At 66.4% G+C, this 16,099-nt stretch carries 14 protein-coding genes; 13 read left to right on the forward strand and 1 reads right to left on the reverse strand.

The window, feature by feature from the left end:
• Entirely contained in the window at positions 1–390 is a 390-nt protein-coding gene (locus PWS46_RS16670; RefSeq protein ID WP_434620445.1) for a DUF4280 domain-containing protein, read from the reverse strand.
• 617 nt (positions 391–1,007) lie between these two features.
• Between PWS46_RS16670 and PWS46_RS16675 the strand changes: the two genes are divergently transcribed.
• The 13 genes from PWS46_RS16675 (at position 1,008) to PWS46_RS16735 (ending at position 16,027) form a co-directional block, all read left to right on the forward strand.
• Entirely contained in the window at positions 1,008–1,364 is a 357-nt protein-coding gene (locus PWS46_RS16675) for a hypothetical protein (RefSeq protein ID WP_434620448.1), read from the forward strand.
• Positions 1,365–1,379: 15 nt separating this feature from the next.
• A complete protein-coding gene (locus PWS46_RS16680) occupies positions 1,380–2,567 on the forward strand; it encodes a hypothetical protein (protein WP_434620451.1) in 1,188 nt (395 codons plus the stop codon).
• 36 nt (positions 2,568–2,603) lie between these two features.
• Positions 2,604–3,719 carry a tetratricopeptide repeat protein gene (locus PWS46_RS16685; protein ID WP_434620454.1) on the forward strand — a complete coding sequence of 372 codons (1,116 nt, stop codon included), beginning with the start codon at positions 2,604–2,606 and terminating at the stop codon, positions 3,717–3,719.
• 784 nt (positions 3,720–4,503) lie between these two features.
• Positions 4,504–5,502 (forward strand): AAA family ATPase, encoded by a 999-nt coding sequence (locus PWS46_RS16690; protein WP_434620457.1) that lies wholly within the window; start codon positions 4,504–4,506, stop codon positions 5,500–5,502.
• A complete protein-coding gene (locus PWS46_RS16695) occupies positions 5,492–6,367 on the forward strand; it encodes a ParB/RepB/Spo0J family partition protein (protein WP_434620460.1) in 876 nt (291 codons plus the stop codon). Before PWS46_RS16690 ends, PWS46_RS16695 begins: the two co-directional genes overlap by 11 nt.
• A gap of 294 nt (positions 6,368–6,661) precedes the next feature.
• Entirely contained in the window at positions 6,662–9,013 is a 2,352-nt protein-coding gene (locus tag PWS46_RS16700; protein ID WP_434620463.1) for a 4Fe-4S binding protein, read from the forward strand.
• 84 nt (positions 9,014–9,097) lie between these two features.
• A complete protein-coding gene (nosZ, locus tag PWS46_RS16705; RefSeq protein ID WP_434620466.1) occupies positions 9,098–11,047 on the forward strand; it encodes a TAT-dependent nitrous-oxide reductase in 1,950 nt (649 codons plus the stop codon).
• A 160-nt stretch (positions 11,048–11,207) separates the two neighbouring features.
• Complete coding sequence (locus PWS46_RS16710) at positions 11,208–12,569, forward strand: nitrous oxide reductase family maturation protein NosD (RefSeq protein WP_434620469.1); 1,362 nt, start codon at positions 11,208–11,210, stop codon at positions 12,567–12,569.
• Positions 12,566–13,492 (forward strand): ABC transporter ATP-binding protein, encoded by a 927-nt coding sequence (locus PWS46_RS16715; protein ID WP_434620472.1) that lies wholly within the window; start codon positions 12,566–12,568, stop codon positions 13,490–13,492. The genes PWS46_RS16710 and PWS46_RS16715 overlap by 4 nt, the downstream gene beginning before the upstream one ends.
• The gene (locus PWS46_RS16720; RefSeq protein ID WP_434620475.1) at positions 13,489–14,313 is read left to right on the forward strand and encodes an ABC transporter permease; all 825 of its coding nucleotides are present in this window, start codon (positions 13,489–13,491) and stop codon (positions 14,311–14,313) included. The genes PWS46_RS16715 and PWS46_RS16720 overlap by 4 nt, the downstream gene beginning before the upstream one ends.
• Positions 14,313–14,846, forward strand: a complete 534-nt coding sequence (locus tag PWS46_RS16725) for a nitrous oxide reductase accessory protein NosL (RefSeq protein WP_434620478.1) — start codon at positions 14,313–14,315, stop codon at positions 14,844–14,846. The genes PWS46_RS16720 and PWS46_RS16725 overlap by 1 nt, the downstream gene beginning before the upstream one ends.
• Positions 14,846–15,844 (forward strand): FAD:protein FMN transferase, encoded by a 999-nt coding sequence (locus PWS46_RS16730; RefSeq protein WP_434620481.1) that lies wholly within the window; start codon positions 14,846–14,848, stop codon positions 15,842–15,844. Before PWS46_RS16725 ends, PWS46_RS16730 begins: the two co-directional genes overlap by 1 nt.
• A gap of 18 nt (positions 15,845–15,862) precedes the next feature.
• Positions 15,863–16,027 carry a twin-arginine translocase TatA/TatE family subunit gene (locus PWS46_RS16735; RefSeq protein ID WP_085082832.1) on the forward strand — a complete coding sequence of 55 codons (165 nt, stop codon included), beginning with the start codon at positions 15,863–15,865 and terminating at the stop codon, positions 16,025–16,027.
• The last annotated feature ends 72 nt before the right edge of the window (positions 16,028–16,099 follow it).

The raw sequence follows: 16,099 nt of genomic DNA on the forward strand, positions 1-16,099 counted from the left end.
TCATGGAATTACGGTCGACGTCTGGCCCGGATTGACCACCGACACGACGCCGCCCCAGTTGCACATGCACTTCGACACGTTGTCCAGCGCCGGCATATGGTCCAGCATCACCGTCGGTGCGCCCGGCACCCAGGGCGACAGGGTGGCGGGGATGCAGGGCATCGGGGTCAGCACGCCCATCGCCGCCGCCGTCGCCGAGGCCACCGTCGGGTTGGCGAGGCTGGTGCACATGCCGAACGGCAGGATGTTGACCATCGGCTTGTGGTCTAGGATGTTCGCCGCCGGCTGGTTGCCGGCCATCTCGCGATGGACGGAAAGGACCACCAGCGAGGAGGGCGACAGGCCGAAGCTGCACATCAGCGTGGCGCCGTTTACGACTTGAATGGGCATGGGACCGTGCGCGCCGTTTCCTGGTGACCGACAAGAGCGTCGAACCCGCCCCACCCGGTGGTGGTGCGAAGCCGCCGCTCATTCTAATGGCACTTGCCGGAAAGCTCAACGGCAGCCCCGTTCACGGCATCTCCGCCGCCGTGACAACCCGCCCTGCGACGAAGGAACAATGCGCACTGAGGTGTGACAGCCGGGGTAGTTGATGCATTTCGTGCAGGAACGCTTTCGCTATACGTCCGCAAGGTTGATTTCATCTTCGATAGACTATCGTCTTTCGGCTTGCTATCCTCTTGGTCACCATTGCCGGCCCGTGTCGATGGAAGGATTCTCCCGTCTGATAAACGCTGCCGGGGGATCAGCCGGTTTGGATCCATGCCATCCAAGACATCTTGCGCGAGGCGAGCCACCAGTATGTTTCACCTGCCGCCGCGGCCGAAGGGACCGGCTCACCATCACCGGTCGCCGGAACCGGGAAATTGGCGCGCATGGCTGTCCTATTCGCAAATCCGACAGAGTCTGAACTGGTGCGACATTGAAGTATTTCGGCCGGAGACCGTGGATTCTCTTCATCTAAACAAGTCCACGATATTCCAGTCTCAACGTGAAAGTGGCGCGCAATGCTGACTATCAGTGACGGGCAATTCGATCGGCTTCGCGAAGTCAGCGATGCGGCATTCAGCAAGCGTCTCGCTAATTTCCTGATTGAGGCGGACCCTGATGCCGGCGACATTCCCTTTGAAGAATTGCTGACGACGGCGGAGCGGCAGATGGCCCGGGCGCGCGCCTATGGGATCGTCACGGAGCATGGATTCGCCGTCTATTTTCTGACCGCTTGGATATTGGGTGAGGACTTCGACACGGCCTTTCCCGCCGCGCAGACCGTCTTGGAGGACTCCGGCACCGCGCTCTCCGCGAAGACCGACTGGCTGGAACAGTGGACACTCCAGATTCTGGAAACTTTAGAGAATCAATAAAGGCAGGAGCTGGCGGTGGCATTCGGCGGCATTTTCAGGAAAGCCTGGTCGTCGGCTACATCGGCAGCCAAGACCGCGGCAGCAAAGCTGGCGACGGGCGCTACCACGCTGGCTTCGGCCCCCCGGGTGCTCAAAAACCTGCCCGCCGCCGCGGCGGCCAAGGTTTCGTCCTGGATCGGCGAGATCGACCGCAAGATCGTCAAACCCGCCCAGGCGGCTGTCCAGGCAGTAAAGCAGGCTGCGCATTCTGTCGTGGCAAAGGCGACCGATTTAACCAGGAAGGCCACCCAGATTTACAACAAGGCCCGGGCAACATTTTCTAAGGTAAATCAGGTAAAACCGATTGAACCATGTCCCTTTGCCAACGTCAAAGGGGCGCAAAAGCCCTCAAAGGTTAAGCTCGCCCTCAGCGCTGTCAATAAGCTCGTCGATGCAAATGCCTCTGGAGGCATAAAGGAGGTTGTCGAGACTGGCCTTGGGATGGCCGGTTACCTCTATCAGGACGGAAAAAAGAATAAAAAGACACTCACTCAAGAGTTCATGAACAAGCTAAAGATGAAGCTTGTCCTGCCCGGCACGTGGAAGATGCCCGGGGAACTTTACAAAATGGGCATAAAGTACTCCCAAACGGGCTACCTTATGCTGAAGAAAGGCAACCCGCTCAACGTTGCCCATGGCCGCTACAAGCTCTGGACACCCTTTCTCAACAACCCGTTGGCGACCAAAACGGGAAAAGCAATCATGGGGAAAGCCGGCCTCTTTGGCGCCGGTATCGAGGTTGCGAAGACTTTCGCCGACCGTACCCTCGATCCCGGAGGCGTGAAGGAAGGTGCGGTTTCGGCCTATTCCAAGGCGGCGGTCAAGGGTGTGGCCAAGGGCATAGCCAGCAAGATCATCATCGGGAAGGCAACGGCGGCCGGGGCGGCCATCGGCACCGCGATTTTCCCGGGGGCAGGTACCGTGATCGGGGGAGTGGCGGGTTTTGCCGTGGGCGTCGGCGTCTCTCTGGCTTCCGACAAGATCATCGACCATGCGGTCGACGCCACATGGACGCTTGCCGGCAAAGCTGCGGCGAAGGCTGCTCCCGTGGTAAAGGACCTTGCCGGCAAGGCTGCCGATCTGGGGCACAAGGCAACGGCCAGCGCCAAAAAAGTATGGGATGAAGCCAAGAGCGTGTCACGCTGGGCAACCAAATGGTTTTGACACTGCCAGTCGTGACGGAAGGAAGGAGCCGGTAACATGCCCACACTCGCCGAGCTGAAAGCGGAATTGAACCGTGCTCCCAACGATCCGGCTGCGCATATCGCCTATGGCAGGGGGTTAGAGGCCGAACAGCGGTTTGACGAGGCGGCACGGGCCTATTTCGGGGCGCTTGAGCTGGATTCTGAAAACGCCGAGGCCTGTTTTCGCCTTGGCATGATGCGGATGCTCGACGGCGATGCGGAAACCGCCCTTCCATTGCTGATCCAGGCCGTCAACCTCGACGAGGGCAACGGCCTGTATTGGAGCAACCTGGGAATGCTGCTTCTCCTCCTTGAACAGAAGGAAGAGGCGCTGGCCGCCTTCGAAGCGTCCTGGGAGGTCGCGCCGGAACTGGAACAGACCCCGCTCCACATCGCCCGGCTGCAGTTCGAACTCGGCCAGTATGACAAGGTCCTTGAACTGGAAAAGGAACTGACCGCACTGGGCGGATCTTACCCCGAAGCCTCCATCCTGCATGCCAGCAGCCTTTTGGCACTGACACGTGCGGAGGAGGCCGCTGCCATAGCGGAAGAGGCTGCCATCCGCTTTACCGACCAGCCCGACGTCCTTGCCACGGCCGGCGGCATTCTTGCCTTTCAAGACAAGTTCGATCAGGCACGCGACCTGTTCAAACGCGCCCTTGCCCGCAATCCCCAGCATTATGATGCTCTTGTCGGCCTGGGCGCCCTGCTCTCCCGTACCGATGCCCCCGGCTCCGCGGAGAACTGCTATCGGAAAGCGTTGGACGCCGACCCTCAGCGGGTGCAGGCTTATGTTGGCCTGTGCAGCCTGGCCTTTCAGGCCGACGACCCGCAGCGGCTTCTGCATTGGGCCAGGGCCGGCTTGCAACATGCACCGAACAACCCCGATCTGCTGTATTACAAGGCGCGCGTGCTGTCGCGGCTGGGGCAGATCGATTCCGCGGTCAAGACATTGGAACAGCTTCTCGATGTCAATCCGTTCCACTACCAGGGGCATTTTGAACTTGCCAACCTCTGTGAGCTTGAGCTGAACGACCGCGCACGAAGCCAGGTACATCTGAAAGCCGTCATCGAAATCGCACCCGACAGTGCCGCGGCCCGCGTTGCCGGGATGATGCTGAGCAAGGGCTGACGCCGGATCGACCGCTGCCGTCAGGAGCGTCGGCGCCCCGCCTTGCCGGCGGCGCGCCTGCGGCACCAGTTCCACGGGCGCTTGGCGAAGTTCCAGATCGCCTCCCCAACGGCCGCATCCGCCGCCGAATAGGCCCCGGCCAGGATGACCAGCGGAAATCCAATCAGAACGGCCCCCAGGAAACCCAAGGCGGTCCACCACCCCCATCGCAGGAATGCCAGGGCCGATGCAGATAGTCCCCCTGCGCCAGGCGCCGCGGGCATCATCGGGGTCCGCCTTGCCTGCGGCGGCTCGCCGGATGGCATCGGCCGGGACCTGTTGCTTGAGGGTTCATCGCTGGCCCTTCGCTCCTGTCCAAAACCGTCTACAATAGCACGTCAGCCTGGTCCGATCACGTAGGGGCGGCAAGCCCGCCACGCCCCGCCGATTTTCGAAGAACCCGCTTCGATCCTTACAGGTCTGCAATTCCTGCGATTTCCTCCCCCCGGAAAATGGCGTCGCACAACCCTGAACCGCCTATCGGGATCGACATCCGCAGCAGGGATCGTCAACATGACATCGCTTCGGTTGTGTTCGTGAGACTATCTAACCGTACCACAAAATTCAAATGCGAACCCGCCCGCCCCCCGTGCGGCGCCACCGCAATCCGTTGGATGCGATGCCTGCGCGCAGGTGGGCAGGCGCAGGCGGACATCTGCCGCCACGGTTTCCTTGACCATTGTAGCATCTACCCCTACCCTCCCGCCCTGTTCATGCTGGGGAGGGGACGGTGAAGGGCGAGGAGTTGCGGACCCAACGGGAAGCGAAAGGACTGTCGCAGTCCGAATTCGCCGTCTGGCTGAACGAACGGCTACAGCGCCGCTATGACAAGCAGAAGATCAGCCGCTGGGAAAACGACGCCGAACGCATCCCGGCGGCCGTCGATGCGCTGATGACCCGCGAAATCAATGGGCCGGAGCCGGAGCGGCTGGGCGGCCCTGCCCTGGTCGTCGTCGTGGCGAACCAGAAGGGCGGCTGCGCCAAGACGGTGTCGGCGGTGAACATCGCCTCGGCGCTGGCCATGAAGGGCTATTCCACCATGCTGATCGACTGCGATCCGCAGGCCAACGCCACCCAGCATCTCGGCATCGATTCCTACACGATGGAGACGGAGGGCAAGACCCTCTACTACGTCATGCATGGCGACCTGGACCTGGACGACATCCTGGTCACCGTGCCGGAAAGCGGCCTGCGCGTCGCCCCCTCCTCCATCCGCCTCGCCGAGACGGAGGTGGAGTTGGGCAAGGAAGCCGGCGGCGACTTCATCATGAAGGAGAAGATCGCCGCGGCGAAGCGCAGCTTCGACTTCATCGTCATCGACACGCCGCCCAACATCGGCGAATTGACCAAGAACGCCATGGTCGCCGCCCACACCGCAATCATCCCCTGCCAGACCGAGAAGTTCAGCTTGCTCGGCATGGCCTTCCTGCTGGAAAACGTCGCGAAGATCCGCCGGCGGATGAACACCGCCCTTGGGGTGCTCGGCATCGTGCCGACCATCTTCAAGCAGCGGGAGCGCAACGACCGCGAGGTTCTGGAGCAGATCCAGGAACAGTACGGCCCGCATCTGCGGGTGTTCGATCCGGTGCCGAAGGCGTCGGTCTATGCCCAGGCGACCTCGGTCGGCCGCGCGGCGGTGGAAGCGATGCCGGACGTGGCCGGCGCCGCCGTCTATCGCGACGTCGCCGCCGCGCTGGTCGAGGAACGCACCGCCCGCATCAAGGAGGTCGACCGTGTCGCGTAGTCTTCTCGGCAAGGCAACCAAGCCGGCGCAGAGCGCCACCGCAGCCGCAAGGATGAAGGACGCGCTGTTCGGCCTCAGCCGCCACGCCCCGCATCTGGTGGAGGTGCCGGTCGACCGCATCGCCCCCAACCCGAACCAGCCGCGCCGCGAGTTCGACGAGGAGGAGCTGCGCGGCCTCGCCGCCTCCATCGAGCGTCACGGGTTGCAGCAACCGATCGGCGTGCGCCAGACCGCCGACGACAGCTGGCAGCTGGTCTATGGCGAGCGGCGGCTGCGGGCAATGCGGCTGCTGGGACGGGAGACCATTTTCGGCATCCTGTTCACCGGCGACGACGACGAGGAGATCGCCATCGTCGAGAACCTCCAGCGCAGCGACCTGAACCCGCTGGAGGAATCCGACGCGCTGGCCCGGCTGGCCGAACGGCACGGTTATTCCCACCGCCAGCTCGCCGAGGCGCTGGGCCGCAAGAAGACCTACGTCACCATGATGCTGTCCTTCCGGCGTCTGGCCCCGGCGATCCGTGAGGAGTATCCCCAGCTCCGCCCGACCAAGGCGAAGCTGGAGGCGCTGGCCGCCATCGACGACCAGGACGAACAGCTGCGCGCCTGGGAAAAGCTGAAGCGCGCCGAGGCCGGTTCCCAGCCCTCCCCGGCCGCCGCCCAGCCAAAGCGCGAGCCGGTCAGCGCCCCCGCCGGCATCGCCTTCAGCGCCCTGCCCAAGCGCGTCTCCAAGCCGGTCTTCCAGGCCCGCGACGCCCTGCAGGAACTTCAGGCCAAGCCGCAGCCGCTGTCCGACACCGACCGGCAGGCGCTGGCCGACATGCGCAGCGCAATCGACGCCATCCTGGCCGGCGCCGGACAGTAAGACCGGTCGGAATCCGACCACCGCGTGAAAGGTGGTCGGAATCCGACCGGCAGAAAAACAGGCGCCGGCCATCGCCACCTTCTACCCTGCGCAGGCCTGCCCGTCGCCCTACCCTCCCCCTCACGGTGTCGCCCTGCCAGTGCCACACCGCCGATCCCCCTCCCCCAATAGTTGCTGATCTGGCGCAATTCGACCGCCGATCCGTCGGGCGCTTGACCGCGGTCAAGAACTCCCCCGTCGCCCCGCGCTTTCATACCCCCGGAACACAGTAGCCCAGGGGGCGAAAGCCGGAGGATGGCCGTCGTGAGGTTCACGCGCTTGCAACGTTGGGTGGGATCGGCCCTTGGATCGGCCCTTGGATCGGCCCTGGTCGCCGCACTGCTGCTGCTGACCGGCATCGCCGCGGCCGAGGCCGCCGACAGCGGCCGGCTGCTGCCCTATCTGGCGAAGCTGCAACCTTCCGATCTCGTCCCCGGCGCCGACCGTTTCGGCCAACCGACCGCCAAGTCTCCATCCGCCAACGCCCCCACCGTCCCGGTCTACAAGGGCGATGCGCTGGTCGGTCATGCCTATCTGACGTCGGACTTCGTCAACACCACCGGCTATTCCGGCCGGCCGATCGACGTGGTGGTCGGGCTGGCGGCGGACGGCACGGTGACCGGCGCCCGGCTGATGGACCATCACGAGCCCATCGTGCTGATCGGCATCCCACCGGCCCGCATCAACGGCTTCATCAACGGCTATGTCGGCAAGAACGTGCTGACGCTGGCCACCCAGAGCGCGTCCAGCCCGCCGGTCGACATCGTGTCGGGGGCGACGGTGACGGTGATGGTCATCGGCGATTCCATCATCCGCTCCGGCAAGAAGGTGATGCAGGCGCTGGGGGCAGGGCAGGGCGGGGCAGAGTCCGAACCGGCGGTGACCCGCACCATCGACCTGTCGAAGACCGGGGCGGAGGACTGGGCGACCCTGATCGGCGACGGATCGGTGCGTCGCCTGACCCTGTCGGTGGGGGAGGTGAACGCCGCCTTCGAGAAGACCGGCAAGGCGGAGGCCATCGCCCGCGCCGAGGCCGGCAGCCCCGACGACACCTTCATCGACCTCTATGCCGCCCTGGTCAGCATCCCCACCATCGGCCGCTCGCTGCTGGGCGACGCCGAATACGAAACCCTGACCAAGCGGCTGAAGCCGGGCCAGCAGGCGATCCTGGTGGCGGGGCAGGGGCGCTATTCCTTCAAGGGGTCGGGCTATGTCCGCGGCGGCATCTTCGACCGCATTGAACTGGTGCAGCACGAGGGCTCGGTCCGCTTCCGCGACAAGATGCACAAGCGCATGGGCGCCATCGCCGCCGCCGGCGCTCCCGACTTCCCGGAAATCGGCCTGTTCGTCCTGCCGCAGAACGCGGAGTTCAACCCGGCCGACTCCTGGCGCCTCCAGCTGCTGGTCCAGCGCGCCGTCGCCGCGCTCGACAAGGTGTTCGTCACCTTCGACCTCGGCTATCAGCCGCCCGACAAATACCTGAAGACCGAAACGCCCGCCGCCCCGGCCGCAACCCAGGCCAAAGCCCAATCCGCCAGCCACAGCGCCGCCATCCAGGCCGCCGGTGCGGCGGAGGCGGAGGAAGCCGCCGAAACGCCGCTGTGGCAGCGCATCTGGCAGAACCGCAAGGTCGATGTCGCCGTCCTGTCCGTCGCCATCCTGCTGCTGACCGGCATCTTCTTCTTCCAGGACCAGCTGACCAAACGCCCGAAGCCGTATGAGCGGGTGCGGACGGCCTATCTGGTCTTCACCCTGGTCTGGCTCGGCTGGTACGCCACGGCCCAGCTGTCGGTGGTCAATGTCCTGACCTTCGCCAACGCGTTGCGCACCGATTTCCGCTGGGACTATTTCATGATGGACCCGCTGGTGTTCATCCTGTGGTTCTCGGTGGCGGCGTCGCTGCTGTTCTGGGGCCGGGGCGCCTTCTGCGGCTGGCTCTGCCCGTTCGGCTCGCTGCAGGAACTGCTGTCGAAGGCGGCAAAGCGGATCGGCATCCGCCAGATCACCGTGCCGTTCGGCCTGCACCAGCGCCTGTGGCCGATCAAATACATCATCTTCCTGATGCTGTTCGGCCTGTCGCTGCAATCGCTGGGCACGGCGGAGAAGGCGGCGGAGATCGAGCCGTTCAAGACCGCCATCATCCTGCATTTCGTCCGCGACTGGTGGTTCGTCGCCTTCGCCGTGGCGCTGCTGGCGGCCGGCCTGTTCATCGAACGCTTCTTCTGCCGCTATCTCTGCCCGCTGGGCGCGGCGCTGGCGATCCCCGGCCGGCTGCGGATGTTCGACTGGCTGCGCCGCTACAAGGACTGCGGCAGCCCGTGCCAGCGCTGCGGCAACGAATGCCCGGTCCAGGCCATCCACCCCGACGGCTCGATCAACCCCAACGAATGCATCCAGTGCCTGCACTGCCAGATGCTCTACCACCACGACCACAAATGCCCGGTCATGATCCAGAAGCGGCAGAAGCGCGAGAAGTGGCAGGCCGCCGAGGCCCGGCTGGCGGCTGAAAAGGAAGCCGCCACCCATGCCACCGCCGCTGCCCGCAGCACGGTGCCCACCGCCGATCCGGCCACCGGCCGGCTGACGCTCCGGCCGCACCAGTCCTGACCGTCCTCCCCTCATCCCCATAACCGGATCCGGCCACAACGGGTCCTTGAAAGCCCCAAAGCGGGGTCAGCGAAGGAGCAGACCATGTCGAACGAGACGAACAATACGGCAGGCGTCAACCGCCGTGCGCTTCTGGGCGGAACGGCGAAGGCGGCGGCGCTCGCCGGCCTGACCGGTGCCGTCGGCGGCGCCTCCGCCGGCGGCATCGCGGGCAGCGCGCTCTTCGGCGCCTCCTCGGCGCTGGCGGCGACCCCGCAGGCCGGCCACCAGACCGCCGAGGTGAAGCCGGGCGATCTCGACGAATATTACGCCTTCCATTCCGGCGGGCATTCCGGCGAACTCCGTATCCTCGGCCTGCCGTCGATGCGCGAGCTGATGCGCATTCCGGTGTTCAACCGCTGCTCCGCCACCGGCTGGGGCATGACGAACGAAAGCCGGAAGATCCTGACCGAGCATATGCTGCCGGAAACCAAGAAGTTCCTCGCATCGCGCGGCGGCATCTATCTGAACGGCGACCTCCACCACCCGCACATGTCCTTCACCGACGGCACCTATGACGGCCGTTACATCTTCGTCAACGACAAGGCCAACACCCGTGTCGCGCGCATCCGTTGCGACATCATGAAGACCGACACCATCGTCGAGATCCCCAACGCCGCCGCCATCCACGGTCTGCGCCCGCAGCGTTACCCGCGCACCGGCTATGTCTTCGCCAACGGCGAACAGCGCGTGCCGACCCCGAACGACGGCCGTGACCTGACCAACCCGAAGAAGTACAAGTCGCACTTCACCGCCATCGACGGCGACACGATGAAGATCGCGTGGCAGGTCTGGGTCGACGGCAACCTCGACAACACCGACGCCGACTATCAGGGCAAATACGCCTTCTCCACCTGCTACGATTCCGAAGAGGGCGTCACCGCGGCGGAGATGACCAGCGCCGAGCAGGACTGGATCGTCGTCTTCAACCTGAAGCGCATCGAAGAGGCGGTGAAGGCCGGCAAGATCGAGACGGTCAACGGCGTGCCGGTGGTCGACGGCCGCCACGGCAGCCCCTACACCCGCTACATCCCGGTGCCGGCCAACCCGCACGGCATCAACGCCGCCCCCGACGGCATCCACGTCACCGTGAACGGCAAGCTGTCGCCGACCGTCACCGTGTTCGACGTCCGCCTGTTCGACGACCTGTTCGACGACAAGATCAAGCCGCGCGACGTCGTCGTCGCCGAGCCGCAGTTGGGCCTCGGCCCGCTCCACACCGCCTATGACGGCCGCGGCAACGCCTACACCACCCTGTTCCTCGACAGCCAGCTGGTGAAGTGGAACATCGACAAGGCGCGGCGCGCCTACAAGGGCGAGAAGGTCGACCCGATCATCCAGAAACTGGACGTCCAGTACCAGCCCGGCCACAACCACACCTCGATGGGCGAGACCAAGGAGGCCGACGGCAAGTGGCTGGTGTCGCTGAACAAGTTCTCCAAGGACCGCTTCCTCAACGTCGGCCCGCTGAAGCCGGAGAACGACCAGCTGATCGACATCTCCGGCGACGAGATGAAGGTGGTGCATGACGGCCCGACCTTCGCCGAGCCGCACGACACGCTGATCGTCCACCGCTCCAAGGTGAACCCGCGCTCGGTCTACGACCGCAACGACCCGATGTGGGAAGAGGCGCGCCAGCAGGCCAAGAAGGACGGCGTGGTGCTGGAGGACGACACCAAGGTCATCCGCGACGGCAACAAGGTCCGCGTCTACATGTGGCAGCGCGCCCCGGCCTTCGGGCTGGAGGAGTTCACGGTCCGCCAAGGCGACGAAGTGACCGTCTATGTGACCAACATGGACGACATCGACGACCTGACCCACGGCTTCAGCATCACCAACCATGGCGTCTGCATGGAGGTCGGCCCGCAGGCCACAGCCTCGGTCACCTTCACCGCCGACCGTCCGGGCGTGCACTGGTACTATTGCCAGTGGTTCTGCCACGCCCTGCACATGGAAATGGCCGGCCGCATGATCGTGGAGCCGACCGCGACCTGATCGCCTTTCCTCCCACGGCTCTCTCCCTCTCCCCCCCGGGGAGAGGGTCGGGGTGAGGGGGATCCACCGCGTGAATTTTCCAAAGGTCCTGCCACGCGTCCCCCTCACCCTAACCCTCTCCCCGGGGGGGAGAGGGGATCTCCCCCACTAGGAACCCCCCATGCGTCTCCGCACCGCGACAGTCCTCGCCACCCTTGCCCTGGGAACCGCCCCGGCGCTCGCCGCCACGGCGACGGTCGCCCCCGGCGAACTGGCGGCGGCGCTGGCCTCGGCGGCTCCGGGGGATACGCTGGTGCTGGCCGCCGGCGTGCACCCCGGCCCGCTGACCGTCCGCACCCCGCTCACCCTCACCGGAGAGCCGGGCGCCGTCATCGACGGCAACGGCAAGGCCAGCACGCTGACCGTGCTCGCCCCGAACGTCACCGTGCGGAAGCTGGAGATCCGCAATTCCGGCCTCAGCCTGATCGACCAGAATGCCGGCATCTTCCTGGGCAAGGAGGCGCGCGGCGCAGTGATCGAACACAACCGCCTGCGCGACAACCTGATCGGCGTCTATATCTGGGGCGCCGCCGACAGCCTGATCCGCCGCAACGACATCGTCGGCCGCACCGACCTGCGCGTGTCGGAGCGCGGCAACGGCATCCAGCTGTGGAACGCGCCGGGCACCCGCGTGCTCGACAACAGCGTGCGCGAGGGGCGCGACGGGCTGTTCACCACCACCTCCCGCAAGAACGTCTTTTCCGGCAACCGGTTCGAGCACGTCCGGTTCGCCGTCCACTACATGTACACCAACGAGTCCGAGCTGACCGACAACGTCTCCATCGGGAACAATGTCGGCTATGCGGTGATGTTCTCCAACAATCTGCTGATCCGCAACAACCGCTCCACCGCCGACCGCGAACATGGACTGATGCTGAACGGCGCCAACGGCTCGCGCATCGAAGGCAACGTGATCGAGGGCAGCTTCGCCGGCGCCGTCTCCGACAGCGGCGAGGCGCTGCCCGACAGCGACATCCCCCGCGACAGCGAGGCGATGAGCGACCGCCTGCGCAGCGGCACCTGGAAATGCGTCTTCATCTACAACGCCAACAAGAACCGCTTCACCGACAACCGGTTCGAGGGCTGCGAGATCGGCGTCCACTTCACTGCGGGTTCGGAGCGCAACAGCCTGACCGGCAACGCCTTCATCGGCAACCGCACCCAGGTCAAGTATGTCGGCACCCGCCATCTTGACTGGTCTGAGAATGGGCGCGGCAACTACTGGTCCGACAATGCCGCCTTCGACCTGAACGGCGACGGTATCTCCGACGAGCCCTATCGCCCCAACGACGTGGTCGACCGGGTGATGTGGGCCTATCCGGCGGCCAAGCTGCTGATGAACAGCCCCGGCGTCCAGGTGATCCGCTGGGCGCAGAAGCAGTTCCCCGCCCTGCATCCCGGCGGCGTGATCGACAGCGCGCCGCTGATGGCGCCACCTCCCATGCCAGCCCCGCTCCAGACCGCCGAAAGGAAACAGCCATGACCGACTTCACCGCGGAGGTGCAGAACGTCACCAAGCGCTATGGCGATACCGAGGCGGTGCGCGGCGTGGACCTGACGCTGGCGCCCGGCGAATGCGTGGCGATGGTCGGCCACAACGGCGCCGGCAAAAGCTCCCTCATCAAGCTGATGCTCGGCCTGACCACCCCGACGGAGGGCAACATCCGCGTGCTGGGCGGCGACCCGGCCAGCGCCGCCTGTTCCCCCATCCGCCGCAAAATCGGCTTCCTGCCGGAAAACGTCGCCTTTCACCCCACCATGACCGGGCGGGAGACGCTGGACTTCTACGCCCGGCTGAAGGGCGCATCGCGCCGCGACAACGACGCGCTGTTCGAAAAGGTCGGGCTGGAGCCCGCCGCGATCAAGCGCCGCGTCTCGACCTATTCCAAGGGCATGCGCCAGCGCTTGGCCCTGGCCCAGGCCCTGCTCGGCGGCCCGAAGCTGCTGTTCCTCGACGAGCCGACCACCGGCCTCGACCCCGCCCTGCGCCAGAGCTTCTACGCCATCGTCGCCGAGCTGCGCGACCAGGGCACCACCATCCTGCTGTGCAGCCACGCCCTGACCGAGCTGGAAGGGCAGGCCGACCGCGTCGTGGTGATGAACCGGGGCCGCAAGGTCGCCGACGGCTCGCTCGCCACCCTGCGCAGCCTCGCCCGGTTGCCGGTGCGCATCCGCCTGACCCTGCCGACCGACGACATCGACGCGCTTGCCGCCAAGGTGGGGGAGGGCGCCGCCCTGACCAGGCTGGCCGGCGGCGTGGTCGAATTGGCCTGCGCCAACGACGACAAAGTGGGACTGGTCCGCCGCATCGCCTGCGATGGCCCGGCAGTTGAGGACATCGAGATCGTCCAACCCAGCCTGGATGAGATGTACGCCCATTTCCTGCGCCGGGAGGCCGCCGAATGAACACGCTGCTCATCATCGCCGGCAAGGAACTGCGCGAGGCGACCCGCAACCGCTGGGTCGTCGCCACCACCCTGCTGATGGCGGCGCTGGCCCTGACGCTGAGCTTCCTCGGCTCCGTCCCCACCGGCACCGTCGGCGTCGGCCCGGTGGAGGTCACCATCGTCAGCCTGTCGAGCCTGACCATCTTCCTGCTCCCCCTGATCGCGCTGCTGCTGTCCTTCGACGCCGTGGTGGGGGAGATCGACCGCGGCACCATGACGCTGCTGCTGTCCTACCCGGTGGCGCGCTGGCAGCTGCTGCTCGGCAAGTTCCTCGGCCATGCCGCGGTGATCGCGCTGGCGACCGTTGTCGGTTACGGCGCCGCCGGCGTCGCGCTCGCCATGGGCAACAGCGCCATCGGGCATGACAGCTGGCACGCCTTCGCCGCGATGATCGGGTCCAGCGTCATGCTGGGCGCCGCCTTCACCGCGCTCGGCTATCTCGCCTCCACCATCGTCCGCGACCGTGGCACGGCGGCCGGCATCGCGGTGGCGGTGTGGCTTGGCTTCGTGCTGCTCTACGACATGGCGCTGCTGGGCATCCTGGCCAGCGGCAGCGGCCTGGGAGTGGAGACGCTGAACTGGCTGCTGCTCGCCAACCCGGCCGACGCTTACCGCCTGTTCAACCTGACCGGCTTCAAGGGCGTCAGCGCCTTCGCCGGCACCGCCGGCCTCGCCGCCCATGTCCAGCTTTCGGTCCCGCTGCTGCTGGCGGTGATGGCCGGCTGGATCGCCGCCCCGCTGGCGCTGGCCGCCGCCCTCTTTTCGAGGAAGCAGATCTGATGCGCCCCCTGATAACCGTCCTCCTCGCCACCGCCCTGCTGCTGCCGCTCGCCGCCTGCAAGCAGGAAAAGGCGGAGATCGCCCCGCCGCCGCCGGCCACCCTGACCGCCGATGCGGTCGGCCATTACTGCGGCATGAACCTCGCCGACCATCCCGGACCCAAGGGCCAGATCCTGGTGAAGGGGGAGGAGCGGCCGATCTGGCTGTCCTCCGTCCGCGACACCTTCGCCTTCACCATGCTGCCGGAGGAGCCGAAGGACATCCGCGCCATCTACGTCACCGACATGGCCCGCGCGACCGACCCCGGCGCGCCCGACCTGACGCTGTGGGTCGAGGCGCGCCAGGCTTGGTACGTTCTGGGCAGCAAGCTCCGCGGCGGCATGGGCGAGGCGGAGCCCTATCCCTTCTCCGACAAAACGGCGGCCGAGCGCTTCGCCCAGGCCAACGGCGGCACCGTCCTGCGCTTCGCCGACGTGCCGGAGGACCAGATCCTCGCCCCGCCCGCCGCCACCATGGCCGAGGGAGAGCAGTGATGCAGACCACTCCCACCCGCCGCCGCTTCCTCGCCATCGGCGCCGTCGCCGCCGGCCTCTCGCTGCTGCCGCACCGCCTGCTGCGCGCCGAAAGTGTTCCCGTCCGTGTCTGGCGCGGCGTGGCGCTCGGCGCCGATGCCAGCCTCAGCATCGCCCATCCCGACCCTTTGGAGGCCGACCGCCTGATCGCGCTGAGCCTGGAGGAAGTCGCCCGTCTGGAGCGCGTCTTCAGCCTCTACAGCGCCGACTCCGCACTCCGCCGCCTCAACCGCGACGGCGTGCTGGACACGCCGCCCGCCGACCTCGTGCGCCTGCTGTCGGAGGCCGCCGCCGTCGCGCACCACACCGGCGGCGCCTTCGACCCAACGGTGCAGCCGCTGTGGCAGCTCTACGCCGGTCACTTCGCCCGCCCCGGCGCCGACCCCGCCGGTCCGCCGGAGGGTGCCGTCCGCGCCGCCCGCGCGCTGGTCGATGTCCACGCCCTGCGGGTGGAGCCCGACCGCATCGCCTTCGCCGCCGCCGGTATGGCGGTGACGCTGAACGGCATCGCCCAGGGCTACATCACCGACCGCGTCACCGAACGGCTGAAGGCGGAGGGCATGGAGCATGTGCTGGTCGACATGGGCGAGCTGCGCGCCCTCGGCCACCACCCCTCCGGCCGCCCCTGGACCGTCGGCCTCGCCGATCCCGTCACCCCCGACCACAGCGCTGCCACGGTCGAGCTGACCGACGGCGCACTGGCGACCTCGGGCGGCTACGGCACCCGTTTCGATGCGGCGGGCCGTTTCACCCACCTGTTCGACCCCGCGAGCGGCACTTGCGCCGCGCATTGGCTGGCAGTTACCGTGCAGGGACCGGACGCCACGACGGCCGACGCCCTGTCGACCGCGCTGTCGGTGGTGCCGGCGGATCGGGTTCCGGCCATCCTGGCGGCCTATCCCGGCGTCACCGCCCGCTTCACCCACCCCGATGGCCGCATCCTGCGGCTGCCGGCTTAACGAGATCGGATCATCGTCATGGGAAGCTTCAGCCTGTTCCACTGGGCCATCGTGCTGCTGGTCGTCCTCCTGCTGTTCGGCGCCGGCAAGCTGCCGTCCGTGATGGGCGATTTCGCCAAGGGCATCAAGAGCTTCAAGGCCGGCCTGAAGGACGAGGACGAGGATCGCAAGCCGATCGCGTGATGGCGTGTGATAGGGGAGTGGTAGGCTGACGATACCCCCACCCTGACCCTCCCCCGCTGGGCGGGGGAGGGG

Origin of the sequence: Azospirillum sp. B2RO_4 (assembly GCF_051124815.1) — a bacterium.
In the GTDB taxonomy this organism is placed as follows: Bacteria; Pseudomonadota; Alphaproteobacteria; order Azospirillales; family Azospirillaceae; genus Azospirillum.